The sequence below is a fragment of the Pseudomonas sp. IT-P294 genome, from assembly GCF_949767865.1.
Taxonomy (GTDB): domain Bacteria; phylum Pseudomonadota; class Gammaproteobacteria; order Pseudomonadales; family Pseudomonadaceae; genus Aquipseudomonas.
Window position 1 is genome coordinate 19,291 of sequence record NZ_CATKQW010000012.1, and the last position, 24,717, is coordinate 44,007.

General features: G+C 56.4%; 34 protein-coding genes. 9 read left to right on the forward strand and 25 right to left on the reverse strand.

What is annotated here, in order from left to right; translation table 11 throughout:
- The first annotated feature begins 13 nt into the window (after window positions 1-13).
- The 8 genes from ACM6I0_RS13680 (at window position 14) to ACM6I0_RS13715 (ending at window position 7,064) form a co-directional block, all read left to right on the forward strand.
- A complete protein-coding gene (locus ACM6I0_RS13680; RefSeq protein WP_208671235.1) occupies window positions 14-712 on the forward strand; it encodes a PspA/IM30 family protein in 699 nt (232 codons plus the stop codon).
- A 157-nt stretch (window positions 713-869) separates the two neighbouring features.
- Window positions 870-1,433: a rhomboid family intramembrane serine protease gene (locus ACM6I0_RS13685; RefSeq protein WP_414922567.1), complete on the forward strand. Its 564-nt coding sequence runs from the start codon at window positions 870-872 to the stop codon at window positions 1,431-1,433.
- A gap of 71 nt (window positions 1,434-1,504) precedes the next feature.
- Complete coding sequence (locus tag ACM6I0_RS13690; protein ID WP_414922573.1) at window positions 1,505-1,717, forward strand: hypothetical protein; 213 nt, start codon at window positions 1,505-1,507, stop codon at window positions 1,715-1,717.
- On the forward strand, window positions 1,704-2,381 hold the full coding sequence (locus ACM6I0_RS13695; protein ID WP_414922568.1) for a DUF2491 family protein: 678 nt from the start codon (window positions 1,704-1,706) through the stop codon (window positions 2,379-2,381). The genes ACM6I0_RS13690 and ACM6I0_RS13695 overlap by 14 nt, the downstream gene beginning before the upstream one ends.
- 14 nt (window positions 2,382-2,395) lie before the next feature.
- Window positions 2,396-2,824, forward strand: a complete 429-nt coding sequence (locus ACM6I0_RS13700; RefSeq protein WP_285432375.1) for a DUF350 domain-containing protein — start codon at window positions 2,396-2,398, stop codon at window positions 2,822-2,824.
- A 19-nt stretch (window positions 2,825-2,843) separates the two neighbouring features.
- Window positions 2,844-3,563: a DUF1190 domain-containing protein gene (locus ACM6I0_RS13705; RefSeq protein ID WP_414922569.1), complete on the forward strand. Its 720-nt coding sequence runs from the start codon at window positions 2,844-2,846 to the stop codon at window positions 3,561-3,563.
- A gap of 12 nt (window positions 3,564-3,575) precedes the next feature.
- Window positions 3,576-4,733, forward strand: coding sequence for a glutathionylspermidine synthase family protein (locus ACM6I0_RS13710; RefSeq protein ID WP_414922570.1), 1,158 nt, complete (start codon window positions 3,576-3,578; stop codon window positions 4,731-4,733).
- Window positions 4,734-4,853: 120 nt separating this feature from the next.
- Window positions 4,854-7,064 carry an OsmC domain/YcaO domain-containing protein gene (locus ACM6I0_RS13715; RefSeq protein ID WP_414922571.1) on the forward strand — a complete coding sequence of 737 codons (2,211 nt, stop codon included), beginning with the start codon at window positions 4,854-4,856 and terminating at the stop codon, window positions 7,062-7,064.
- Window positions 7,065-7,129: 65 nt separating this feature from the next.
- Here the strand turns inward: ACM6I0_RS13715 and ACM6I0_RS13720 are convergent, their stop codons facing one another.
- A complete protein-coding gene (locus ACM6I0_RS13720; RefSeq protein WP_010467282.1) occupies window positions 7,130-7,657 on the reverse strand; it encodes a single-stranded DNA-binding protein in 528 nt (175 codons plus the stop codon).
- A 9-nt stretch (window positions 7,658-7,666) separates the two neighbouring features.
- Window positions 7,667-9,064, reverse strand: a complete 1,398-nt coding sequence (locus tag ACM6I0_RS13725) for an MFS transporter (protein ID WP_046053254.1) — start codon at window positions 9,062-9,064, stop codon at window positions 7,667-7,669.
- A 191-nt stretch (window positions 9,065-9,255) separates the two neighbouring features.
- Here ACM6I0_RS13725 and uvrA point away from each other — a divergent pair, with 191 nt between their 5' ends.
- Window positions 9,256-12,090 carry an excinuclease ABC subunit UvrA gene (gene uvrA / locus ACM6I0_RS13730; RefSeq protein ID WP_285432368.1) on the forward strand — a complete coding sequence of 945 codons (2,835 nt, stop codon included), beginning with the start codon at window positions 9,256-9,258 and terminating at the stop codon, window positions 12,088-12,090.
- A gap of 65 nt (window positions 12,091-12,155) precedes the next feature.
- Here uvrA and bfr read toward each other — a convergent pair whose 3' ends face one another.
- The 23 genes from bfr to rpsC all read right to left on the reverse strand — a co-directional run bounded on the left by bfr (window position 12,156) and on the right by rpsC (window position 24,708).
- On the reverse strand, window positions 12,156-12,620 hold the full coding sequence (gene bfr, locus ACM6I0_RS13735) for a bacterioferritin (RefSeq protein WP_008030905.1): 465 nt from the start codon (window positions 12,618-12,620) through the stop codon (window positions 12,156-12,158).
- A gap of 149 nt (window positions 12,621-12,769) precedes the next feature.
- Complete coding sequence (locus ACM6I0_RS13740) at window positions 12,770-14,224, reverse strand: catalase (protein ID WP_285432367.1); 1,455 nt, start codon at window positions 14,222-14,224, stop codon at window positions 12,770-12,772.
- Window positions 14,225-14,433: 209 nt separating this feature from the next.
- A complete protein-coding gene (gene rplQ, locus ACM6I0_RS13745; protein WP_007943777.1) occupies window positions 14,434-14,820 on the reverse strand; it encodes a 50S ribosomal protein L17 in 387 nt (128 codons plus the stop codon).
- Window positions 14,821-14,862: 42 nt separating this feature from the next.
- Complete coding sequence (locus ACM6I0_RS13750; protein ID WP_003186012.1) at window positions 14,863-15,864, reverse strand: DNA-directed RNA polymerase subunit alpha; 1,002 nt, start codon at window positions 15,862-15,864, stop codon at window positions 14,863-14,865.
- A 22-nt stretch (window positions 15,865-15,886) separates the two neighbouring features.
- A complete protein-coding gene (rpsD, locus tag ACM6I0_RS13755) occupies window positions 15,887-16,507 on the reverse strand; it encodes a 30S ribosomal protein S4 (protein ID WP_003210056.1) in 621 nt (206 codons plus the stop codon).
- Between the two features lie 18 nt (window positions 16,508-16,525).
- Window positions 16,526-16,915 (reverse strand): 30S ribosomal protein S11, encoded by a 390-nt coding sequence (rpsK, locus tag ACM6I0_RS13760; protein ID WP_002555466.1) that lies wholly within the window; start codon window positions 16,913-16,915, stop codon window positions 16,526-16,528.
- A 30-nt stretch (window positions 16,916-16,945) separates the two neighbouring features.
- On the reverse strand, window positions 16,946-17,302 hold the full coding sequence (gene rpsM / locus ACM6I0_RS13765) for a 30S ribosomal protein S13 (protein WP_003186020.1): 357 nt from the start codon (window positions 17,300-17,302) through the stop codon (window positions 16,946-16,948).
- Window positions 17,303-17,432: 130 nt separating this feature from the next.
- On the reverse strand, window positions 17,433-17,549 hold the full coding sequence (gene rpmJ, locus ACM6I0_RS13770) for a 50S ribosomal protein L36 (protein ID WP_002555468.1): 117 nt from the start codon (window positions 17,547-17,549) through the stop codon (window positions 17,433-17,435).
- A 27-nt stretch (window positions 17,550-17,576) separates the two neighbouring features.
- A complete protein-coding gene (gene secY, locus ACM6I0_RS13775) occupies window positions 17,577-18,905 on the reverse strand; it encodes a preprotein translocase subunit SecY (protein WP_003228718.1) in 1,329 nt (442 codons plus the stop codon).
- Entirely contained in the window at window positions 18,906-19,343 is a 438-nt protein-coding gene (rplO, locus tag ACM6I0_RS13780) for a 50S ribosomal protein L15 (RefSeq protein ID WP_007896782.1), read from the reverse strand. It lies immediately after the preceding gene.
- Between the two features lie 3 nt (window positions 19,344-19,346).
- Window positions 19,347-19,523: a 50S ribosomal protein L30 gene (gene rpmD / locus ACM6I0_RS13785; protein ID WP_003186033.1), complete on the reverse strand. Its 177-nt coding sequence runs from the start codon at window positions 19,521-19,523 to the stop codon at window positions 19,347-19,349.
- Between the two features lie 2 nt (window positions 19,524-19,525).
- Window positions 19,526-20,026: a 30S ribosomal protein S5 gene (rpsE, locus tag ACM6I0_RS13790; protein WP_007943782.1), complete on the reverse strand. Its 501-nt coding sequence runs from the start codon at window positions 20,024-20,026 to the stop codon at window positions 19,526-19,528.
- Window positions 20,027-20,029: 3 nt separating this feature from the next.
- A complete protein-coding gene (gene rplR, locus ACM6I0_RS13795; protein WP_003186037.1) occupies window positions 20,030-20,380 on the reverse strand; it encodes a 50S ribosomal protein L18 in 351 nt (116 codons plus the stop codon).
- Window positions 20,381-20,390: 10 nt separating this feature from the next.
- Window positions 20,391-20,924: a 50S ribosomal protein L6 gene (gene rplF, locus ACM6I0_RS13800; RefSeq protein WP_007896774.1), complete on the reverse strand. Its 534-nt coding sequence runs from the start codon at window positions 20,922-20,924 to the stop codon at window positions 20,391-20,393.
- A 12-nt stretch (window positions 20,925-20,936) separates the two neighbouring features.
- Complete coding sequence (rpsH, locus tag ACM6I0_RS13805; RefSeq protein WP_003186040.1) at window positions 20,937-21,329, reverse strand: 30S ribosomal protein S8; 393 nt, start codon at window positions 21,327-21,329, stop codon at window positions 20,937-20,939.
- Between the two features lie 209 nt (window positions 21,330-21,538).
- Entirely contained in the window at window positions 21,539-21,844 is a 306-nt protein-coding gene (gene rpsN / locus ACM6I0_RS13810; RefSeq protein ID WP_003176414.1) for a 30S ribosomal protein S14, read from the reverse strand.
- A 13-nt stretch (window positions 21,845-21,857) separates the two neighbouring features.
- Window positions 21,858-22,397 carry a 50S ribosomal protein L5 gene (gene rplE / locus ACM6I0_RS13815; protein WP_003176415.1) on the reverse strand — a complete coding sequence of 180 codons (540 nt, stop codon included), beginning with the start codon at window positions 22,395-22,397 and terminating at the stop codon, window positions 21,858-21,860.
- A 20-nt stretch (window positions 22,398-22,417) separates the two neighbouring features.
- Complete coding sequence (rplX, locus tag ACM6I0_RS13820) at window positions 22,418-22,732, reverse strand: 50S ribosomal protein L24 (RefSeq protein ID WP_003176416.1); 315 nt, start codon at window positions 22,730-22,732, stop codon at window positions 22,418-22,420.
- A gap of 11 nt (window positions 22,733-22,743) precedes the next feature.
- Window positions 22,744-23,112, reverse strand: a complete 369-nt coding sequence (gene rplN / locus ACM6I0_RS13825) for a 50S ribosomal protein L14 (protein WP_002555479.1) — start codon at window positions 23,110-23,112, stop codon at window positions 22,744-22,746.
- A gap of 23 nt (window positions 23,113-23,135) precedes the next feature.
- Entirely contained in the window at window positions 23,136-23,402 is a 267-nt protein-coding gene (rpsQ, locus tag ACM6I0_RS13830) for a 30S ribosomal protein S17 (RefSeq protein ID WP_003176419.1), read from the reverse strand.
- 2 nt (window positions 23,403-23,404) lie between these two features.
- Entirely contained in the window at window positions 23,405-23,596 is a 192-nt protein-coding gene (gene rpmC / locus ACM6I0_RS13835) for a 50S ribosomal protein L29 (RefSeq protein WP_008030901.1), read from the reverse strand.
- Window positions 23,596-24,009: a 50S ribosomal protein L16 gene (gene rplP / locus ACM6I0_RS13840; RefSeq protein WP_008145497.1), complete on the reverse strand. Its 414-nt coding sequence runs from the start codon at window positions 24,007-24,009 to the stop codon at window positions 23,596-23,598. Before rplP ends, rpmC begins: the two co-directional genes overlap by 1 nt.
- Before the next feature lie 12 nt (window positions 24,010-24,021).
- Window positions 24,022-24,708 (reverse strand): 30S ribosomal protein S3, encoded by a 687-nt coding sequence (gene rpsC / locus ACM6I0_RS13845; RefSeq protein ID WP_003176422.1) that lies wholly within the window; start codon window positions 24,706-24,708, stop codon window positions 24,022-24,024.
- Window positions 24,709-24,717 lie beyond the last annotated feature (9 nt).

A 24,717-nucleotide genomic window follows, 5' to 3' on the forward strand; every position in this document is an offset into this window, starting at 1 on the left:
TAGGGATTATCCAATGACTCAGTCCATCTGGAGCAAATTGTTCACCGCGCTGCGCGGCGGTGCCAATGAAGTCGGCGAATCGATCGTCGACCAACAGGCCCTGCGTATCCTCGATCAGGAAATTCGTGATGCTGACAGCGCCCTGGCCAACGCCAAGCGTGAGCTGGTCACCATCATGGCCAAGCACAAACTGTCGGCTGATCGCGTGAGCGAATACAACGCCAAGATCAAGGACCTGGAATCCAAGGCCCTGGCCGCCATCCAGGCCAACCGTGAAGACCTGGCAATGGAAGTGGCCGAAGCCATTTCGACTTTGACCAACGAGCTGGACGTCGAGCAAAAGCAGGCCACCGAGTTCGGTGGTTACGCGGACAACATGCGCAAAGACATCACCAAGGCCGAAAACCGCATCAAAAGCCTGCGCCAGCAAGTGGACATGGCCAAGGCGCGTGAAAGCGTACAAAAGGCCCAGGTCAGCGCGTCCATCGCCAGTGGCGGCGCCAACGGCAAGCTGGAAACGGCCGTCGGTACACTGAACCGTCTGCAAGCCAAGCAGCAGCAACGTGCCGCTGAACTGCAAGCTCAGGACGAACTGGCGGATGCGTCGACCGGTACTGACCTGGAGCGCAAATTGCGCGAAGCCGGCATCACACCGGATTCGGGCAGCGCCAATGCGATCCTGGAACGCCTGAAGCAGAAGTCGGCCGAGTAACGTTGCCGGACGCATAACCTGTGGGAGCGAGCTTGCTCGCGATTGCGGTTTGCCAGTCGACATTAATGCTGACAGACACATCGCCATCGCGAGCAAGCTCGCTCCCACATGGATCGGTGCTGATTCATTGCCCTTCTTTTTTACGTCGAGGTCAAGGATGGATGCCCTGAAGGGTTTCAAGACAATCGCCGGCGTGGCAGTTTTCATGGTCGCGCTGCAGGTGCTCAACGCCGTAACCGGCTACAGCCTTTTGTCATTTGGCCTGGTCCCGAGAACGCTCTTCGGGCTGCCCGGCATCCTCACCTCGCCTTTTCTCCACGCCTCATTTGCGCACCTGAGCGCCAACCTGATCCCGTTTTTGATTCTGGGCACGCTGGTCATTATCGAAGGGCTTAATCGGTTTCTGGCGGTCAGCGCCATCATCATTGTGCTGGGCGGCTCGCTGGTCTGGCTGTTCGGTTTCAAAGGCGTACACATCGGCGCCAGCGGCTGGGTGTTCGGGTTGTGGGCATACCTTCTGGCACGTGCCTGGTTCCAGAGAAGCTGGGGCAATCTGATTACAGCCAGTGTCGTGGCGCTGCTCTATGGCGGTTTGATTTTTGGCTTCCTGCCTCGTCAGGGTGTTTCCTTCGAAGGTCACCTCTTTGGTGCGTTCGCCGGATATATTGCGGCCAAGGTACTTTTTTCTGCGCCGCGCAGCAGGTTTAATGCCGCCCGGTAACCGCTATCAGGCTTTCATATGCCGAGGCGATTACGTCGCCAGGAATAAGCCCCCACGGAGTCAGGGACGAAATGTCGATTTACCTTTTAATGCGCCTGTACGCCTCGTCCCTCTTCCACCGATTCGGCTGGGCAGGCCCGTTGCAACCCTCGTCAGACGATCTGACCCTGACCACCGTGCTGGCGGTCAATCAATTAAGCCCGGTCGGGCAAGTCCTCGCCCACTTCAATGACAGTGAAATCGCCTCCACTCGCCTCAAGGAAATCTCCAATGGGATGGTTTAAACAATTGATGGGGCTTGAGGCCCCGAACGCGAATACCGATTCGAAATGGACGGCCAGTGAAACCGCATCACCCGTCACCGGTCCGTTGGGTCTGGCCTTGGGCAAGGGCGTGATGTTCGACACGGCCCTGAGATTATTGCTCGACGGCAACACCACGGTGACCATCCCGGGCTCCCAGCAGATCTGGAGCAACGGCACCATTGACCTCGGGCAGTCGACCTGGCTGTCGCGCTATTACATGAACGACGAAGACTACTGGCTGCAGGTGCACACCACCGGCGACATCGCCGGGCAGGTCGAGTCGGTGATCCTGTTCAATTACCTCAGCTACATCACCATCAGCAGTGAAGCGGAACTGCGTCGGCTGGCCGGTCCGCAAAGTCTGATCGGGCTGCCGACCTACACCCACAACGGCGTGGAATACACCCGCGAATGGGGCACCGAGAATGGCCAGACAGAATTGGTGGCGTTAAGCGAACAGCTGAAAAATCCGGACGAGTCCTACAGCATCGAGCACCGTTCGATGCTGTACGCCCGCGAAACCGGCCTGACCGATCGCCGGGAATTCCTGCTGTTTTCCGTTGAAGAAGACGCTGAAGGCACCATCAGCTTGAGCACGTCCTTGGGCGTCTCGCTGTACACAACCGACCTGAACACGTTCTAAAAAGGAACAAGTCCATGCTAGAAGCGCTCTCCATCTCCCTGAACAAAGCCGCCGTGCTCGGATTTGTTTCCTACTTGCTCGGCGCCGCGGTGTTGTTCGCCCTGTTCCAGTTCATCTACACCCGCATCACTCCGCACAAGGAATTCGAGCTGATCCGTTCGGGCAACGTGGCCGCCGCAATCGCCTTGGGCGGTGCAATCATCGGTTTCGCCATTCCGGCCAGCAACGTGATTGCCTACTCGATCAGCATTCTGGACTTCGCTGTCTGGGCGGTGATTGCAGCCCTCGTTCAATTGCTGGCATTCCTGGTGACCAGCCTGGTGCTCAAAGGCACCTCTGAACGCATCAGGAAAGGTGAAATCGCGGCCGGCATCTACGTCGCAGCAGTGGCCATCAGCGTCGGCATGCTTAACGCCGCCTGCATGACCCCTACCCAGAACTGATTGCGCAACGGAGATCCCGATGAAACGAAGCAAGTACGTTCAGCTCTCGCTGGCCGCATCGGTCGCCATGGCGATATCCGGTTGCGGGCCGACGGAAAAAACCTACGCAGTGCAGAAGAAGTACAACTTCCAGTCCGTGCAGCAGTGCGCCGATGAAAAATTACCGGTGGATGTCTGCTCTGACGCCTACATGACCGCCATGGCCGAGCATCGCCGTATTGCGCCGGTGTACGACAACCAGGCCGATTGTGATGCCGACTTTGTCGCCGACTGGTGCCAACAGGATTCCGCTGGCAAGTTCATCCCCAAGCTGGGTGGTTTCGAACTGACCGCCGACGGCCAGGTCACGCAATCCCAGGTCGACGCCGCCAAGGCTCAATTACCCGCCTCGGAAACGGCGAACACAGGTGGCTCGGGGTTCTCCACCAGCAGCCTGCTGACCGGCCTGCTGATCGGCAACATGCTGAGCAGCAACCGCAACAGCTACTACTCCGAGCCGGTGTACCGTTATCGCGATGATCGCGGTAATTACGGATCTTCAACGCTCAACCAGCGGATTTCCAAAGGCTCGACGTTTACCAGGTCCAACCAGGCCAGGTACGGCAGCAGCAACTACGCCGACTCGGTCCGTTCTTCCACCAGCAAGCCGGTTTCCGTTGCCTCGTCCACCTCACGTGGCGGCTTTGGCAGCAAGGCCAGCGCACGCAGCGGCTGGGGCGGCGGCGGTTCAAGCAGTTAAGGAAACCGGACCATGAAGAAAATCCTTTGCGCAGAGCGTCATGACTGGAAACAGACGGCCGAGAGTCTCGGCTTTCTGTTCCATACCATCGACGACGAACCCTACTGGGACGAGAGCGCGTATTACCAATTCACGCTCAAGCAGATCGAAAACGATCTCGAAGACCCGACCACCGAGATCCATGAAATGTGCATGGACCTGGTGGCCCGCGTGGTCCAAAGCGAGGAGCTGCTGGAGCGCCTGAGCATTCCCGCGCCGTTCTTCGAACTGATTCGCACCTCTTGGCTCGAAGGCCACCCGCACCTGTACGGGCGTATGGATTTTTCCTACAACGGCAACGGCCCCGCAAAGTTGCTGGAACTCAACTACGACACGCCTACCAGCCTGTATGAGGCCGCAGCGTTTCAATGGGGCTGGCTGGAGCAATGCATCGAGCGCGGTTTGCTGCCCAAGCATGCCGACCAGTTCAACAGTATCGACACCAAACTGCATCAGGCTTTCGCGCAACTGCAGCTCAAACAGCCTTTCTATTTCGCCTCGATGAAAGACTCGGTCGAAGACAAAGGCACCACCGATTACTTGCGCCTGATCGCGAAAAAGGTGGGCATCGAATCACGCCACATCGACATCGAAGACATCGGCCTGACCAGTGACGGTCGTTTCGTCGATCTCGAAGATCGCTGGATCCCGCATCTGTTCAAGCTGCATGCCTGGGAGTTCATCTTCCACGAGCCCTTCGGCGCAGCCATCGCCCAGAGCGACACGCAGTTTTTCGAGCCGGCCTGGAAATCCATCATTTCCAACAAAGGCATCCTGCCGCTGCTGTGGGAATTCAACAAAGGTCACCCGAACCTGCTGGCAGCGCATCTGGATACCGAGCCGAACAAAGCGGTGCCCAAGGGCTGGGTGCGCAAGCCGTTCTTCTCTCGGGAAGGCGCCAACATCGAACTGCAAACTGCCGAAGGTCTGATCGTAAAAGCGGACGGCCCCTACACCGACGCGCCGTTTATCCTTCAGGAGTTTGCTCCGCTGCCGCAGTTTGGTGACAGCTTTACGTTGATCGGTTCCTGGGTGATCGGGGATCAGGCGGCCGGCATCGGCGTGCGCGAGGACAACAGTTTGATTACCAAGGATTCAAGCCGGTTCTTGCCGCATCTGATACTCGACTGACCCACCCAGCGCCCATTAAAAAGACCAGGAACGGACAGATAGTCAGACGCCCACAAGACTTATGGCTGAAATGCCGGATAATGGCGGCCATTCGTTTAGCCGTTATTCTGGTAATCCCCCATGGAAATCAAGGTCAACTTTCTCGACAACCTTCGACTTGAAGCCAAGTTCGACGACTTCACGGTGGTGGCCGACCAACCTATCCGCTACAAGGGCGATGGCTCGGCACCAGGCCCGTTCGACTATTTCCTGGCCTCATCGGCGCTGTGTGCGGCGTATTTTGTGAAGTTGTATTGCAGTACGCGCAATATCCCCACGGACAACATCCGCCTGTCGCAGAACAATATTGTTGACCCGGAAAACCGCTACAACCAGATTTTCAAGATCCAGGTCGAGTTGCCGGCGGACATCTCCGACAAGGACCGCCAGGGCATTCTGCGCTCCATCGACCGTTGCACCGTGAAGAAAGTGGTGCAGGCCGGGCCTGAGTTTGTGATCGAAGAAGTGGAAAACCTCGACGCCGATGCCCAGGCGTTGCTGATGCCCGCTTCTAACTCGACTTCCGAGGCGGGCACTTACATTGCCGGCAAGGATCTGCCGCTGGAGCAAACCATCGCCAACATGTCGGCCATTCTGGCGGACCTGGGCATGAAGATCGAAATCGCTTCGTGGCGCAATATCGTGCCCAACGTATGGTCGCTGCATATCCGCGATGCGCACTCGCCGATGTGCTTTACCAACGGCAAGGGTGCAACCAAGGAAGGCGCGCTGGCGTCGGCGTTGGGCGAGTTTATCGAGCGACTCAACTGCAACTTCTTCTACAACGACCAGTTCTGGGGTGAGGACATCGCCAATGCAGCGTTTGTGCACTACCCGGACGAACGCTGGTTCAAGCCTGGCCGTAAAGACGCACTGCCGACCGAAATCCTCGATGAGCACTGCCTGAAGATTTACAACCGCGACGGCGAGCTGCGTGGCTCCCATCTGATCGATACCAACTCGGGCAATGAAGAGCGCGGCATCTGCTCGCTGCCGTTCGTGCGTCAGTCGGACGGCGAAGTGGTGTATTTCCCGTCCAACCTGATTGAAAACCTTTTCCTGAGCAACGGCATGAGCGCCGGCAATACCTTGGCCGAAGCCCAGGTGCAGTGCCTGTCGGAAATCTTCGAGCGCGCGGTAAAACGCGAAATCATCGAAGGTGAATTCGCCCTGCCGGATGTGCCGGCCAGCGTGTTGGCCAAGTACCCTGGGATACTGGCCGGCATTCAGGCGCTGGAAGAGCAAGGGTTCCCGGTGTTGGTCAAGGATGCGTCCCTGGGGGGTGAATTCCCGGTGATGTGCGTCACGCTGATGAATCCGCGTACCGGCGGTGTGTTCGCCTCGTTCGGCGCGCACCCGAGCCTGGAAGTGGCATTGGAACGCAGCCTGACCGAGCTACTCCAGGGCCGCAGTTTTGAAGGTCTCAACGACTTGCCGCAGCCAACGTTTGAAGGGCATGCGGTGACCGAGCCGAATAACTTCGTCGAGCACTTTATTGACTCCAGCGGTGTGGTGTCGTGGCGCTTCTTCAGCTCGAAGTCCGATTACGAATTCGTGGAGTGGGATTTCTCCGGCCAGGGTGAAAACTCGAATGCCGAGGAAGCCGCGACCTTGTTCGGCATTCTCAAAGGCATGGGCAAAGAAGCGTACATGGCCGTCTACGAGCATATCGGCGCCACGGCGTGCCGAATCCTGGTGCCGGACTATTCGGAAATCTATCCCGCGGACGATCTGATCTGGGATAACACCAACAAAGCACTGTTCTTCCGCGCCGACATCCTGAATCTGCATCGCCTGGACGAAGACGAGCTGCAAGCGCTGGTTGAGCGCCTGGTGGAAAGTGAGCTGGACGACTACACCGACATCACCTCCTTGATCGGCATCGAATTTGACGACAACACCGCCTGGGGTCAGCTGACGATCCTGGAGTTGAAGCTGCTGATTTATCTCGCCTTGCAGCAATTCGAAGAGGCGAAAGAGGCGGTAGAACAGTTCCTGCAGTACAACGACAACACCGTTGAACGCGGCTTGTTCTATCAGGCGATCAATGCCGTGCTGGAGATGAAGCTGGACGAAGACCTGGAACTGGAAGACTACGAAGCCAACTTCCGCCGGATGTTTGGCAACGAGCGGATGGATGCAGTGATCGGATCGGTAGATGGCACCGTGCGGTTCCATGGCTTGACGCCGACCAGCATGAAACTGGAGGGGCTCGACAGGCACTTGCGCTTGATCGAGAGCTACAAAAAACTGCATACCGCGCGGACCAACGTGACAACGTTATCCCGTTAACAGCGGCCACAAAAAAAGCGAAGCCAGATGGCTTCGCTTTTTTTTACTGACTGGATCGCAGCTTTTTAGAACGGGATATCGTCATCAAAGCTGTCGAAATCCGGAGCCGGTTGCGGCGCTGCCTGCTGTGGAGGCGGAGCCTGACGCGACTGTTGCGGTGCCGACTGCTGCGGACGTGGAGCCTGCTGGCGTGGGGCCGGAGCGGATTGCTGGTAGTTATTGCCCCCGCCTTGTTGGTCGCCCTGTTGTGGACGGCCGCCCAGCAGCTGCATGGTGCCTTGCATGTCGACCACGATTTCAGTGGTGTAACGCTTGATACCGTCTTTTTCCCACTCACGGGTCTGCAGCTTGCCTTCGATGTACACCTGCGAACCTTTACGCAGGTATTCGCCGGCGATCTCGGCCACTTTGCCGAACATCGACACACGGTGCCATTCGGTCTTCTCGACCTTCTGACCGGTTTGCTTGTCGGTCCACTGTTCGCTGGTCGCCAGACTCAGGTTGGTCACGGCGTTACCGTTAGGCAAGTAGCGAACTTCGGGATCCTGGCCGCAAGTGCCGACCAATATGACTTTGTTAACCCCACGGGCCATAACGTTCTCCTAGGCTACGCACGCTGCCTCGGCCGGGTTGTTCACCAGGCGCTCAAGGGTCGTGCGATCCAATAGTTCTGTGTCCAATTTGATGTAAATCGCCGCTTCATCAGCAACGATCACCGCATCTGTTACCCCTACGACGGCCTTCAGGCGCTCAACCAGACCCGCTTCGCGGATCGCCTCGGGCGACAACGGCAAGCGCAGGCTCGTGACATAAGGTGGTTCGCGCATGGTAACAGCAAAGGCCAGCCAGAGGGCAGCCAGGCCGGCGCATCCAAGGAATACAACCGACAAACCGCCATGCTGGAACAACCAGCCGCCGAGGATCCCGCCCAGCGCCGAACCGAGGAACTGGCTGGTGGAATAAACCCCCATCGCCGTGCCTTTGCCGCCTGCTGGTGAAACCTTGCTGATCAGCGATGGCAACGAAGCTTCCAGCAGATTGAACGCGGTGAAGAACACCACCGTACCAATCACCAGAGCTCGCAGGCTGTCGCCGAACTGCCAGAAGAATAGCTCAGTGAGCATCAGCGTCAGCACTGCGCCCAATAAAACTCGTTTCATTTTGCGTTTCTTCTCGCCGTAGATAATGAACGGGATCATGGCGAAGAAAGAGATCAACAGCGCGGTAAGGTAGACCCACCAGTGCTGCTCTTTAGGCAGCCCGGCTTTTTCGACCAGCGCCAGGGGCAGTGCAACGAAGCTCGACATCAACATCGCGTGCAACACAAAAATACCCAAGTCCAGGCGCAACAGATCCGGATGCTTGAGCGTCGGGATCAGCGCCTGGCGCGCGACGCCGGACTCGCGGTGCTGCAACGGCCCGGTGGAACGCGGCACCATGAACATCACGATCACGATGCCGAACAGGGCCATGCCGCCAGTGGCGAGGAACAAGCCGGACAAGCCGAACGCACGGGTCAGCAGCGGCCCTACAACCATGGCGACAGCAAACGACAGACCAATCGTCATGCCGATCATAGCCATGGCTTTGGTCCGATGCTGTTCCCGGGTCAGGTCTGACAGCAGCGCCATCACGGCGGCGGAAATCGCCCCGGCACCTTGCAGGATTCGTCCGGCGATCACGCCCCAGATCGAATCGGCATTGGCTGCCAGCACGCTGCCCAAGGCAAAGACGATCAATCCCAGGTAAATCACTGGACGTCGCCCGATGCGATCGGAAATGAAGCCGAAAGGAATCTGGAAAATCGCCTGGGTCAGGCCGTAAGCGCCGATCGCCAGGCCAATGAGGGCCGGGGTCGCGCCTGCCAGATCCATCCCATAGGTCGCCAGTACCGGCAACACCATGAACATGCCAAGCATACGGAAGGCGAACACCAGGGCCAGACCGCTTGCTGCGCGGGTCTCACTGCCACTCATGCGTTCGCTGTGGGGATCGTGCATGGAAAAACCTCATGTGAACCGGCGGCGATTCTACCAGTCCCATCGATTGACAGGGTATATCGCGACGCTTTGACGCGCTCTGCTGACAGACTCTTCATCTAAGACATCAACCCGCTCGTTTGATAGTGTGCATCCATCCAGTATTTGGCCGTATACTCCTACGTTTTCGACGCCCGCCAAGCGAGGCCACTTTGGACAAGATCCTGATTCGTGGGGCCCGAACCCACAACCTGAAGAACATCGACCTGACCCTGCCACGGGACAAACTGATCGTCATCACCGGCCTGTCCGGATCCGGCAAATCGTCCCTGGCGTTCGACACGCTGTATGCCGAAGGCCAACGCCGCTACGTCGAATCGCTGTCGGCCTATGCCCGGCAGTTTTTGTCGATGATGGAAAAACCTGACGTCGACACCATCGAAGGTTTGTCGCCAGCCATTTCCATCGAACAGAAATCGACCTCGCACAACCCGCGTTCGACGGTCGGCACCATCACCGAAATCTACGACTACCTGCGCCTGCTTTACGCTCGCGTGGGTATTCCGCGTTGCCCAGACCACGACATTCCACTGGAAGCGCAGACCGTCAGCCAGATGGTCGACCTGGTCCTCGCGCAACCGGAGGGCAGCAAGCTCATGCTGCTGGCCCCGGTGATTCGCGAGCGCAAAGGCGAACACCTGTCGGTCTTCGAAGAACTGCGCGCCCAGGGTTTTGTGCGCGCGCGAGTCAACGGACGGCTTTGCGAACTCGACGAACTGCCAAAGCTCGATAAACAGAAGAAGCACTCGATCGATGTCGTGGTCGACCGTTTCAAGGTTCGCGCCGACCTGCAACAGCGTCTGGCCGAGTCGTTCGAGACCGCCTTGAAGCTGGCGGATGGCATCGCTCTGGTTGCACCAATGGACGATGAACCCGGCGAAGAGATCATCTTCTCCGCACGCTTCGCCTGCCCGATCTGCGGTCATGCCATCAGCGAGCTGGAACCCAAGCTGTTCTCCTTCAACAACCCGGCCGGCGCCTGCCCGACATGCGATGGCCTGGGCGTGAAGCAGTTCTTCGACATCAAGCGACTGGTGAATGGCGAGTTGACGCTGGCCGAAGGGGCGATTCGCGGCTGGGACAGGCGTAACGTCTATTACTTCCAGATGCTTGGCTCGCTAGCCTCGCACTACAAGTTCAGCCTGGAAGTGCCGTTCAACGACCTGTCGGCCGATCAGCAGAAATTCATACTGCACGGCAGCGGTTCGCAGAACGTCGACTTCAAATACCTGAACGACCGTGGCGATATCGTCAAACGCTCGCACCCGTTCGAAGGCATCGTGCCGAACCTGGAACGCCGCTACCGCGAAACCGAGTCGGCATCGGTGCGTGAAGAGCTGGCCAAGTTCCTCAGCACCCAGCCTTGCCCGGATTGCCGCGGGACTCGCCTGCGTCGCGAAGCGCGACACGTGTGGGTGGGTGAGAAGACGCTTCCAGCGGTGACGAATCTGCCGATTGGTGACGCCTGTGAATACTTTGGCGTGCTCAAACTCACGGGCCGTCGTGGTGAAATTGCCGACAAGATTCTCAAGGAAATCCGCGAACGCCTGCAGTTTCTGGTCAACGTCGGCCTGGACTATCTGTCCCTGGATCGCAGCGCGGACACGTTGTCTGGCGGTGAGGCTCAGCGGATTCGCCTGGCCAGCCAGATTGGCGCCGGTCTGGTGGGCGTCCTGTACATCCTCGACGAACCGTCCATCGGTCTGCACCAACGAGACAATGATCGATTGCTGGGAACGCTCAAGCACCTGCGCGACATCGGCAACACGGTGATTGTGGTCGAGCACGATGAAGATGCCATTCGCCTGGCGGACTATGTCGTGGATATTGGTCCGGGCGCGGGCGTCCACGGTGGACACATCGTCGCCGAAGGAACGCCGGCCGAGGTCATGGCTCACCCCGACTCGTTGACTGGCAAGTATCTGTCGGGTCGAGTAAAGATCGCCGTTCCGGCCAAGCGCACACCGCGTAACAAAAAGCTGTCGCTGTCCCTCAAGGGCGCGCGCGGCAACAACTTGCGCAATGTCGACCTGGATATTCCGATCGGACTGTTGACCTGTGTGACCGGCGTGTCCGGTTCGGGCAAGTCGACACTGATCAACAACACGCTGTTTCCCTTGAGCGCTACTGCACTCAACGGCGCAACCACGCTTGAGGCCGCCGCTCACGACAGCATCAAAGGCCTGGAGCATCTGGATAAGGTGGTCGACATCGACCAGAGCCCGATCGGGCGCACGCCGCGCTCCAACCCGGCGACCTATACCGGACTGTTCACGCCGATCCGCGAACTGTTCGCCGGTGTTCCGGAGTCCCGTTCACGCGGTTATGGCCCGGGACGCTTCTCCTTCAACGTGAAGGGCGGACGTTGCGAAGCGTGTCAGGGCGACGGTCTGATCAAGGTCGAGATGCACTTCCTGCCGGACATCTATGTCCCGTGCGATGTCTGCAAGAGCAAGCGCTACAACCGCGAAACCCTTGAGATCAAGTACAAAGGCAAGAGCATCCACGAAACGCTCGAGATGACGATCGAGGAAGCCCGTGTGTTCTTCGATGCGGTTCCGGCGCTGGCGCGTAAGCTTCAGACGTTGATGGACGTGGGCCTGTCGTACATCAAGCTGGGACAATCGGCGACCACGTTGTCAGGCGGTGAAGCCCAGCGGGTGAAGCTGTCTCGGGAACTGTCCAAGCGTGATACCGGCAAGACGCTGTACATCCTCGACGAGCCAACCACTGGCCTGCACTTCGCGGATATCCAGCAACTGCTCGACGTGTTGCATCGTCTGCGCGACCACGGAAACACGGTGGTGGTGATCGAGCATAACCTCGATGTCATCAAGACTGCCGACTGGCTGGTCGACCTGGGGCCGGAAGGCGGCTCCAAGGGCGGACAGATCATTGCTGTCGGTACACCGGAAGAAGTGTCCGAGATGAAGCAGTCGCATACCGGCTTCTACCTCAAGCCACTGCTGGCTCGCGACAAAGCCTGAGTCCAGCCCATGAAAAAGCCCCTGTCACTTCATCAGTGACAGGGGCTTTTTTGTATCCGGTGCAATCAGGTGTGGGATTGCAGGTAGTTCTCAAGACCGATCAGCTTGATCAAACCCAACTGCTTCTCAAGCCAGTAGGTGTGATCTTCTTCGGTATCGTTCAGCTGTATACGCAGCATTTCACGGCTAACGTAGTCTTTGTGCTGCTCGCAGAGCTCGATGCCTTTGCACAGTGCAGCGCGGACCTTGTATTCCAGTCGCAAGTCGGCAGCAAGCATATCCGGCACGGTGGTGCCGACATCCAGGTCATCCGGACGCATGCGCGGCGTGCCCTCAAGCATCAGGATACGGCGCATCAGGGCATCGGCATGTCCTGCTTCTTCTTCCATCTCGTGGTTGATTCGTTCGTAGAGCTTGGTGAATCCCCAGTCCTCATACATCCGCGAGTGAACGAAATATTGATCACGCGCGGCCAGTTCGCCGGTCAGCAACGTGTTGAGGTAATCGATTACGTCTGGGTGGCCTTGCATCGCCCTACATCTCCCTGCTTGAAAGTCTGTAGTTTGAACCACCACGACTGTTTGGTCACTTCGTTTGCGCGATAAAAGCGAAGATATTCTGAGAAAAGTGGTTTAAATAGCGCCAAAACCGCCCTAATGAGGGCGGTTCTGCTTCTCGTTTAGACTTCGTTAAGCTGTACGCCCAACGCCTTCGCGATTGCTTCTCCATACGCCGGATCTGCGCTGTAGAAGTGCTGCAGCTGACGATCGACTACGTCATCCGAAACCCCGGCCATGGCACCGGCAATGTTCCTGACCAACAGGGCCTTCTGCTCATCGCTCATGAGTCGGAACAGCGCGCCGGCATGGCTGTAGTAGTCGGTGTCTTCGCGATGATCATATCGATCAGCAGCACCGCTGAGCGCGAGAGGAGGCTCGGCATAGCGAGGGGCCTGTTTTGGCGACTCGACGTAACTGTTCGGCTCATAGTTCGGCGCTGCACCGCCATTGCTGCCAAACGCCATCGAACCATCGCGTTGGTAGCTGTTCACCGGGCTACGAGGCGCATTCACCGGCAGTTGTTGATGATTGGTGCCAATACGGTAGCGGTGAGCATCGGCATAAGCGAACACGCGCCCCTGGAGCATACGATCGGGAGACAGACCGACACCCGGGACCATGTTGCTCGGACCGAACGCCGCCTGCTCCACTTCAGCAAAGTAGTTCAGCGGATTACGATTGAGCTCGAGTTCACCCACTTCGATCAGCGGAAACTCTTTCTGCGACCAGGTTTTGGTCACGTCGAAAGGATTCTCGTAGTGAGCCGCGGCCTGCGCCTCAGACATGATCTGGATGCACACTCGCCATTTCGGGAAGTCACCACGCTCAATCGCCTCGAACAGGTCACGCTGTGCGTAATCCGGATCGGTACCGGCCAGGCGTGCAGCCTCTGCTGGCGCGAGATTCTTGATGCCTTGCTTGGTTTTGTAGTGCCATTTCACCCAATGCCGTTCGCCTTTGGCGCTGATCAGGCTGTAGGTGTGGCTGCCAAAACCGTGCATGTGGCGATATCCGTCTGGAATGCCCCGGTCCGAAAACAAGATGGTGACCTGGTGCAGCGCCTCAGGCGAATGCGACCAGAAGTCCCACATCATCTGCGCGCTTTTCAGATTGCTTTGCGGCAAACGCTTTTGGGTGTGGATAAAATCCGGGAATTTGAGCGGATCGCGGATAAAAAATACAGGCGTGTTGTTGCCAACAATGTCCCAGTTGCCTTCTTCGGTATAAAACTTCAAAGCAAAGCCGCGTGGATCGCGCTCGGTGTCGGCCGAACCGCGCTCGCCGCCGACGGTAGAGAAGCGCAAGAATGTCGGCGTTTGCTTACCGATGGATTCAAACAGTTTGGCGCTGGTGTACTCGGTGATATCCCGAGTCACGGTGAACGTACCGTAGGCGCCCGAGCCTTTGGCGTGTACACGACGCTCAGGGATGTTTTCACGGTTGAAGTGGGCAAGCTTCTCGATCAGGTGGAAGTCGTCGAGTAGCAGCGGGCCACGAGGGCCGGCGGAGCGGGAATTCTGGTTGTCGGCGACAGGAGCGCCACTGGCGGTGGTAAGCGTTTTATTTTGGCTCATGCGATCTCTTCCTCTGTCAGTCTTGAACTGCCGGCTAATCGGCTGAGAGGGAGTATTGATCATGAACGTTACAGCCACAAATTCATTAACTTGCGACCATCGATAGATAATTACTAATTACATTCAGGAGTGCATGCCGATCGCGATGCTTTTCGATCAGGCACAAAAAACCGGGCACTAGGCCCGGTTCTTCGTTTCAGACTGACGTCTTACTCAGCGGATACAGCTTCACCGCCGGTAGCACGATCAACCAACTCGACGTACGCCATAGGCGCGTTGTCGCCAGTGCGGAAACCGCACTTGAGGATGCGCAGGTAGCCACCCTCACGGGTAGCGTAACGCTTGCCCAGGTCGTTGAAGAGCTTACCAACGATAGCTTTCGAACGAGTACGGTCGAAAGCCAGACGGCGGTTAGCCAGGCTGTCTGTCTTGGCCAAAGTGATCAGCGGCTCAGCAACGCGACGCAGTTCTTTAGCTTTCGGCAGTGTAGTTTTGATCAGCTCGTGCTCGAACAGCGACACTGCCATGTTTTGAAACATGGCCTTGCGGTGCGAGCTAGTGCGGCTCAGGTGACGACCACTTTTACGATGACGCATGGTTCATTCCTTACCAAACACGACGTTCGGTGATTACGACGATCAGGCAGTCGCCTTGTCGTCCTTCTTAAGACTTGCAGGCGGCCAGTTGTCGAGGCGCATGCCGAGGGACAGACCGCGGGAGGCCAGAACGTCCTTGATTTCAGTCAAGGATTTCTTGCCAAGGTTCGGAGTCTTCAACAGCTCTACTTCGGTACGCTGAATCAGGTCACCGATGTAGTAGATGTTTTCCGCCTTAAGGCAGTTAGCCGAACGTACAGTCAGTTCCAGATCGTCAACCGGGCGAAGCAGGATCGGATCGATCTCGTCTTCCTGCTCAACAACCACTGGCTCACTATCACCTTTGAGGTCGACGAACGCAGCCAACTGCTGTTGCAGAATGGTTGCAGCGCGGCGGATAGCCTCTTCAGGATCCAGGGTACCGTTGGTTTCCAGATCAATAACCAGCTTGTCCAGGTTAGTACGCTGCTCGACACGGGCGTTTTCCACCACGTATGCGATACGGCGAACCGGGCTGAACGAAGAGTCAAGCTGCAAGCGACCGATGCTGCGGCTTTCGTCTTCATCGCTCTGACGCGAGTCTGCCGGTTCATAACCACGACCACGAGCTACGGTGAGCTTCATGTTCAGGGCGCCGTTAGACGCCAGGTTAGCGATTACGTGATCGGGGTTAACGATCTCGACATCATGATCCAGCTGAATATCGGCAGCGGTAACCACCCCCGAACCCTTCTTCGACAAGGTCAGCGTAACTTCGTCACGACCGTGCAGCTTGATAGCCAGACCTTTAAGGTTCAACAGGATTTCAATTACGTCTTCCTGTACGCCTTCGATGGCGCTGTACTCATGGAGTACACCGTCAATCTCGGCCTCGACTACTGCACAGCCGGGCATTGAGGACAACAGGATGCGGCGCAGCGCGTTGCCCAGGGTGTGGCCGAAACCACGCTCGAGAGGCTCGAGAGTGATCTTGGCGCGGGTTGGACTGACAACCTGCACATCAATGTGGCGGGGTGTCAGGAACTCATTTACCGAAATCTGCATGGATGCACCTATTTTCTAGCCCTTACTTGGAGTAGAGCTCGACAATCAGGCTTTCGTTGATGTCGGCGGACAGATCACTGCGAGCAGGAACGTTCTTGAAAACGCCCGACTTCTTCTCAGTGTCTACTTCTACCCATTCTACGCGGCCACGTTGGGCACACAGATCGAGAGCTTGGACAATGCGAAGTTGGTTCTTTGCTTTCTCGCGAATCGCGACCACGTCACCAGCACGAACCTGGTACGACGGCACGTTTACGGTCTGACCGTTAACGCTGACGGATTTGTGCGATACCAGCTGACGGGATTCGGCACGAGTAGAGCCAAAACCCATACGGTATACAACGTTGTCCAGACGGCATTCGAGCAGTTGCAGCAGGTTTTCACCGGTTGCACCTTTCTTGCCAGCAGCTTCTTTGTAGTAGCCGCTGAATTGACGCTCGAGAACGCCGTAGATACGACGGACCTTCTGCTTTTCACGCAGTTGGGTGCCGTAATCGGACTGGCGACCGCGGCGTTGGCCGTGGATACCAGGTGCTGCTTCGATGTTGCACTTCGATTCGATCGCGCGCACGCCGCTCTTCAGAAAGAGATCGGTGCCTTCGCGACGAGCGAGTTTGCATTTTGGACCAATGTAACGAGCCATTCTTTACAATCTCCTGGATTACACGCGGCGCTTCTTCGGCGGACGGCACCCGTTGTGCGGGATTGGCGTCACGTCGGTGATGCTGGCGATCTTGTAGCCACAGCCGTTCAAAGCGCGGACTGCAGATTCACGACCTGGGCCTGGACCTTTGACGTTAACGTCGAGGTTTTTCAGACCGTATTCCAGCGCAGCTTGACCAGCACGTTCAGCAGCTACTTGAGCAGCAAACGGAGTGGACTTGCGGGAACCGCGGAAACCCGAACCACCGGAGGTAGCCCAGGAAAGAGCGTTGCCTTGACGGTCGGTGATGGTCACGATTGTGTTGTTAAAAGACGCGTGGATGTGGGCGATGCCATCAACCACTGTCTTTTTGACTTTTTTACGAGGACGAGCAGCAGGTTTAGCCATGATTAATTTCCTGTCGATTCGCTGGGGCGATTACTTGCGGATCGGCTTACGCGGACCTTTACGGGTACGCGCGTTAGTCTTGGTACGCTGACCGCGCACTGGAAGACCACGACGATGACGCAGACCGCGATAGCAACCGAGGTCCATCAAACGCTTGATTTTCATGTTGATTTCGCGACGCAGGTCACCTTCAGTGGTGAACTTCGCCACTTCGCCACGCAGCTGTTCAATCTGCTCGTCGCTCAGATCTTTGATCTTTGCGGCTGGGTTTACCCCAGTCACTGCACAGATCTTCTGTGCAGTAGTGCGACCAACACCATAGATGTAGGTCAGCGAGATAACAGTATGCTTGTTATCTGGAATGTTAACGCCTGCAATACGGGCCATTCAGTGGGACTCCAATTGACAGCTACCTACGCCCCGGAAGCCAAGAAATAGGGCGCGAGATAATATCGCTGTAATAACAAATAATCAACCCGGTAGCGCACTAGCTACCGGGCTTGAAGCACAATCACACTCAGCCTTGGCGCTGTTTGTGACGCGGTTCCGCGCTGCAAATTACTCGAACAACACCTTCGCGGCGAATAATCTTGCAGTTACGGCACAGCTTTTTCACCGATGCACGAACTTTCATCACCAACTCCTCGAACCTTATGGGTACTCAGCGCAACATGCCGCTGCCGTAACCCTTCAGGTTGGCTTTCTTCATCAGGGATTCGTACTGGTGCGAAACGAGGTGCGATTGTACTTGGGACATGAAGTCCATCACAACCACGACGACGATCAGCAACGAGGTCCCGCCAAGGTAGAACGGTACGTTTGCCGCAACCACCAGGAACTGGGGCAACAGACACACGGCCGTCATGTAAAGAGCACCGAACATGGTCAAGCGAGTCAGAACGCCATCAATGTAGCGCGCAGACTGCTCACCTGGACGGATGCCCGGAATAAAGGCACCGGACTTCTTCAGGTTTTCCGCTACGTCTTTCGGATTGAACATCAACGCCGTATAGAAGAAGCAGAAGAAAATAATCCCTGCACTAAACAGCAGAATATTCAACGGCTGACCAGGAGCGATCGACTGCGAGATGTCCTGCAACCAGCCCATACCTTCAGACTGACCGAACCAGGCACCCAACGAAGCCGGAAACAGCAAAATGCTGCTCGCGAAAATGGCCGGAATAACACCGGCCATGTTCACCTTCAGCGGCAAGTGGCTAGTCTGCGCAGCGAAAACCTTGCGGCCCTGCTGACGCTTGGCGTAGTGAACAGCAATACGACGCTGACCACGCTCAATGAACACCACGAAACCGATAATCGCTACTGCCAGCAAACCGATGGCAACCAGGGCGAAGATGTTGATATCACCCTGACGTGCAGACTCGAAAGACTGCCCGATCGCTCTCGGAAGACCGGCGACGATACCCGAAAAAATCAACATCGAGATACCGTTGCCAACACCACGCTCAGTAATCTGCTCACCCAGCCACATCATGAACATCGCACCAGCCACAAAAGTGGATACCGCGACGAAATGGAAGCCAAAGTCACCAGTGAACGCAACGCCCTGCCCTGCCAAGCCAATGGACATGCCAATTGCCTGGACGAGAGCGAGGACGACAGTGCCGTAGCGGGTGTACTGGCTGATCTTGCGACGGCCAGCTTCACCTTCCTTCTTCAACTGCTCCAGCTGCGGGCTGACGGCGGTCATCAGTTGCATGATGATCGATGCCGAAATGTACGGCATGATCCCCAGCGCAAAGATACTCATCCGTTCCAGCGCGCCGCCGGAAAACATGTTGAACAAGCTAAGAATGGTCCCCTCATTCTGTCGAAACAGGTCCGCGAGTCGGTCCGGGTTGATACCTGGAACCGGGATGTGTGCGCCTATTCGGTAGACGATAATCGCCAGGAACAGAAAACGCAGACGAGCCCAGAGTTCAGACATACCGCCTTTGCCGAGCGCAGAGAGAGCACCTTGCTTAGCCATTTATTCCTCGAACTTGCCGCCAGCTGCTTCGATAGCCGCACGCGCACCTTTGGTGGCGCCGATTCCCTTTCCGATGGTGACAGCGCGAGTAACTTCGCCGGACAGCATGATTTTCACACGCTGTACGTTGACGTTGATCACGTTGGCATCTTTCAGGGACTGCACGGTGACGATGTCGCCTTCCACTTTAGCCAGCTCGGACAAACGCACTTCTGCGCGATCCATGGCTTTCAGGGAAACGAAACCGAACTTCGGCAGGCGACGATGCAGCGGCTGTTGACCGCCTTCAAAGCCTGGAGCAATGGTGCCACCGGAGCGGGAGGACTGACCTTTGTGGCCACGGCCACCGGTCTTGCCCAAACCACTACCGATACCACGGCCCGGACGATGCTTTTCGCGACGGGAACCCGGCGCTGGACTCAGATCATTGAGTTTCATCGATTAACCCTCGACACGCAGCATGTAGTAAGCCTTGTTGATCATCCCGCGATTCTCGGGAGTATCAAGTACTTCTACAGTGTGACCGATGCGACGCAGACCCAGACCCTTAACGCACAGTTTGTGGTTAGGGATGCGGCCGGTCATGCTTTTGATCAGCGTAACTTTAACGGTAGCCATGATCAGAAGATCTCCTTGACGCTTTTGCCACGCTTGGCGGCAATGGATTCAGGAGACTGCATAGCCTTCAAACCTTTGAAAGTGGCGTGAACCACGTTTACCGGGTTAGTCGAGCCGTAGCACTTGGCCAGAACGTTCTGAACGCCAGCAACTTCGAGGACAGCACGCATAGCGCCGCCAGCGATGATACCGGTACCTTCAGAAGCAGGCTGCATGTACACCTTCGAAGCGCCGTGACCGGACTTCATTGCGTACTGCAGAGTGGTGCCGTTCAGATCAACTTGGATCATGTTGCGACGAGCAGCTTCCATTGCCTTCTGGATCGCGGCAGGCACTTCACGTGACTTGCCACGGCCGAAGCCAACACGCCCTTTACCATCACCAACCACGGTCAACGCGGTGAAAGTGAAGATACGGCCGCCTTTTACGGTTTTGGCTACGCGGTTAACTTGAACCAGCTTCTCGATGTAGCCTTCGTCGCGCTTTTGGTCGTTATTTGACATAACTTAGAACTCCAGCCCAGCTTCACGAGCAGCATCAGCCAGCGCCTTGACGCGGCCGTGGTACTTGAAGCCAGAGCGGTCGAAAGCCACCTGCGAGACGCCAGCGGCTTTAGCACGCGTAGCGACCAGCTGGCCAACCTTAGTGGCCGCGTCGATGTTGCCAGTGGCGCCATCACGCAGTTCTTTATCCAAAGTCGAGGCAGATGCCAGGACTTTGTTGCCGTCGGCCGAAATGACCTGGGCGTAGATGTGCTGCGACGAGCGGAACACGCAGAGACGCACGACTTCGAGTTCGTGCATTTTCAGGCGTGCTTTGCGAGCGCGACGCAGTCGAGTAACTTTTTTGTCGGTCATTTGCTATGCCCTACTTCTTCTTGGCTTCTTTACGACGGACGACTTCGTCCGCGTAGCGCACACCTTTGCCTTTGTACGGCTCTGGTGGACGGAAGTCGCGGATCTCGGCGGCCACTTGACCTACCAGCTGCTTATCGATACCCCGAATCAGGATGTCGGTTTGGCTAGGAGTCTCAGCGGTGATGCCTTCCGGCAGTTCATAATCCACTGGGTGCGAGAAGCCAAGAGCTAGGTTCAGCACTGTGCCTTTTGCTTGCGCTTTATAACCAACACCGACCAGCTGGAGCTTACGCTCGAAGCCTTGGCTTACGCCTTGGACCATGTTGTTTACCAACGCACGAGTGGTACCAGCCATTGCGCGAGTTTGTTGATCGCCATTGCGAGCAGCGAAACGCAGCTCACCAGCTTCTTCAACGATCTCAACGGACGAATGGATGTTCAGTTCGAGAGTGCCCTTGGCACCCTTCACCGAAAGCTGTTGGCCTGCGAATTTTACTTCGACACCGGCTGGCAGCTTAACGGGGTTCTTAGCGACGCGTGACATGCTTATCCCCCCTTAGAACACAGTGCAAAGAACTTCGCCGCCGACACCGGCAGCGCGCGCAGCACGATCCGTCATCACACCTTTGTTGGTGGAGACGATAGACACACCGAGACCGCCACGAACTTTTGGCAGATCATCGACGGACTTGTACTGACGCAGGCCTGGACGGCTAACGCGCTTCACTTCCTCGATGACCGGACGGCCTTCGAAGTACTTCAGCTCGATGGACAGCAGTGGTTTGATTTCGCTGCTGATCTGATAACCCGCAATGTAACCTTCGTCCTTCAGGACTTTGGCAACAGCTACCTTCAACGTAGAAGATGGCATGCTTACGACGGACTTTTCAGCCATCTGGGCATTACGGATTCGAGTTAGCATGTCCGCTAACGGGTCCTGCATACTCATGGGCTAGACGCTCCTAATACAAAAAAATTAGCCTTGCGGCTACTACTTGTCGCCGAGCTCATCCATGCGAAAAAAGCACGGGCTCAGGCGAGCCGGGTATTCTAGACACACCCCACAAATGAATCAAGCCCCAATAGGGGCTTGATTCAAGTTCAAGGTCACCGATGGTCAGGATCTTGCGATCCCGACCATCGAGACTTCGATATTGCTTACCAGCTGGCTTTAACCAGACCAGGTACGTCACCACGCATTGCAGCTTCACGCAGTTTGTTACGGCCAAGGCCGAACTTGCGGTAAACGCCGTGTGGACGACCGGTCAGGCGGCAGCGGTTACGCATGCGCGAAGCGCTTGCGTCACGTGGCTGCTTCTGCAGAGCTACTGTAGCTTCCCAACGTGCTTCTGGACTTGCGTTCAGATCAACGATGATAGCTTTCAGTGCTGCACGCTTCTTGGCGTACTTGGCAACCGTGAGCTGACGCTTCAGCTCGCGGTTTTTCATGCTCATCTTGGCCATTTTCCTACTCCAATCAGTTGCGGAACGGGAATTTGAAAGCACGCAGTAGCGCGCGACCTTCATCATCGTTCTTGGCAGTGGTGGTCAGGGTAATGTCCAGACCGCGGAGAGCATCGATCTTGTCGTAGTCGATTTCCGGGAAGATGATCTGCTCTTTAACGCCCATGCTGTAGTTACCACGACCATCAAAGGACTTGGCATTCAGGCCGCGGAAGTCGCGAACCCGAGGCAGGGAGATCGACAGCAGACGATCCAGGAATTCATACATACGTTCACGACGCAGAGTCACTTTGACGCCGATCGGCCAACCTTCACGGACTTTAAAGCCAGCGATGGATTTCCGAGCGTAAGTCACAACGACTTTCTGGCCGGTGATCTTTTCCAGGTCAGCAACAGCGTGCTCGATGACTTTTTTGTCGCCGACAGCTTCGCCCAGACCCATGTTCAGGGTGATTTTGGTAACGCGTGGAACTTCCATCACGTTCGAGAGCTTAAGTTCTTCCTTAAGCTTCGGTGCGATTTCCTTCCAGTAAATCTCTTTTAGTCGTGCCATGGTCTTCTACCTAGCAGTGTTCAAGCATCAACCGCTTTTTGGGTCGACTTGAAGACACGAATTTTCTTGCCGTCTTCTACTTTGAAACCAACGCGGTCAGCCTTGTTGGTTTCGCCGTTGAAAATGGCGACGTTAGAAGCGTCCAGTGGAGCTTCTTTTTCGACGATACCGCCTTGTACGCCCGACATCGGGTTAGGCTTGGTATGACGCTTAACCAGGTTCAGACCACCAATAACCAGACGGTTATTAGCGAGAACCTTAAGCACCTTACCGCGCTTACCTTTGTCTTTGCCGGCGATCACGATGATCTCGTCGTCACGACGAATCTTTTGCATGTCGGATCTCCTTACAGCACTTCTGGGGCGAGCGAGACGATCTTCATGAACTTCTCAGTACGAAGTTCACGGGTCACTGGCCCAAAGATACGGGTGCCGATCGGCTCTTGCTTGTTGTTCAGAAGAACAGCAGCGTTGCCATCAAAGCGGATAATGGAGCCATCAGCACGACGTACGCCGTGACGAGTGCGGACTACAACAGCAGTCATCACTTGGCCTTTTTTCACTTTACCGCGAGGAATTGCTTCCTTCACGGTAACTTTGATGATGTCACCGATACCAGCGTAACGACGATGGGAGCCACCCAGCACCTTGATGCACATAACGCGGCGAGCGCCGCTGTTATCGGCCACATCGAGCATGGATTGAGTCTGAATCATATAATTTCTCCGACCCCTAGTCCTTAGACTTCCACAGCGCGTTCGAGAACATCAACCAATGCCCAAGACTTGGTCTTGGCCAGCGGACGAGTTTCACGAATAGTGACTTTGTCGCCGATGTGGCACTGATTGGTTTCGTCGTGCGCGTGCAGCTTAGTCGAACGCTTAACGTATTTACCGTAGATCGGGTGCTTAACGCGACGCTCAATCAGAACGGTGATGGTCTTGTCCATTTTGTCGCTGACAACACGGCCAGTCAGCGTACGGACGGTTTTTTCGGCTTCAGCCATGATTACTTACCTGCCTGCTGTTTGAGCACAGTCTTCACGCGAGCGATGTCACGCTTAACTTGCCGGAGCAGGTGAGACTGCCCCAACTGGCCAGTTGCTTTCTGCATGCGCAGATTGAACTGGTCGCGCAGCAGGCCGAGCAGTTGCTCGTTAAGCTGCGGCGCGTCTTTTTCACGAAGTTCGTTCGCTTTCATCACATCACCGTCCGTTTAACGAAGGCAGTGGCGAGCGGCAGCTTTGCAGCAGCCAGGGCAAAAGCCTCACGCGCCAGCTCTTCAGTAACGCCCTCGATTTCATACAGGACTTTGCCTGGCTGAATCTGGGCAACCCAGTACTCCACACTACCCTTACCTTTACCCATCCGAACTTCGAGTGGCTTTTTGGAAATAGGCTTGTCCGGGAATACACGGATCCAGATCTTGCCGCCACGTTTAACGTGACGGGTCAGAGCACGACGCGCTGACTCGATCTGACGAGCGGTGAGACGACCACGAGCTACAGACTTCAGCGCGAACTCGCCGAAGCTGACTTTGCTACCGCGCTGAGCCAGACCACGGTTGTGGCCTGTCATCTGCTTGCGGAACTTCGTACGCTTTGGTTGCAACATTTGGCGTACCCCTTACTTAGCAGCTTTTTTACGAGGCGCTGGTGCTTGTGGTTTCAGTTCTTCTTGGCGACCACCAATTACTTCGCCTTTGAAGATCCAAACCTTTACACCGATCACACCGTAAGTGGTGTGAGCTTCGTAGTTGGCATAGTCGATGTCGGCACGCAGGGTGTGCAGTGGCACACGACCTTCGCGATACCATTCAGTACGTGCGATTTCAGCACCGCCGAGACGACCGCTCACTTGGATTTTGATGCCTTTGGCACCAATGCGCATGGCGTTCTGTACAGCGCGCTTCATAGCGCGACGGAACATTACGCGGCGCTCCAGCTGCTGAGCTACGCTCTGCGCAACCAACATACCGTCGAGCTCCGGCTTGCGGATTTCTTCGATATTGATGTGCACAGGCACACCCATTTGCTTGGTCAGGTCCTGACGCAGTTTCTCAACATCTTCACCTTTCTTCCCGATAACGATACCTGGACGAGCGGTGTGGATGGTGATACGTGCAGTTTGAGCCGGACGATGGATATCGATACGGCTTACGGACGCGCTTTTTAGTTTGTCTTGGAGATACTCACGCACCTTCAGATCAGCGAACAAATAGTCCGCATAAGTCCGACCGTCTGCGTACCAGACGGAGGTGTGCTCCTTGACGATTCCCAGGCGAATGCCAATGGGATGTACTTTCTGACCCATCTCTTCGAC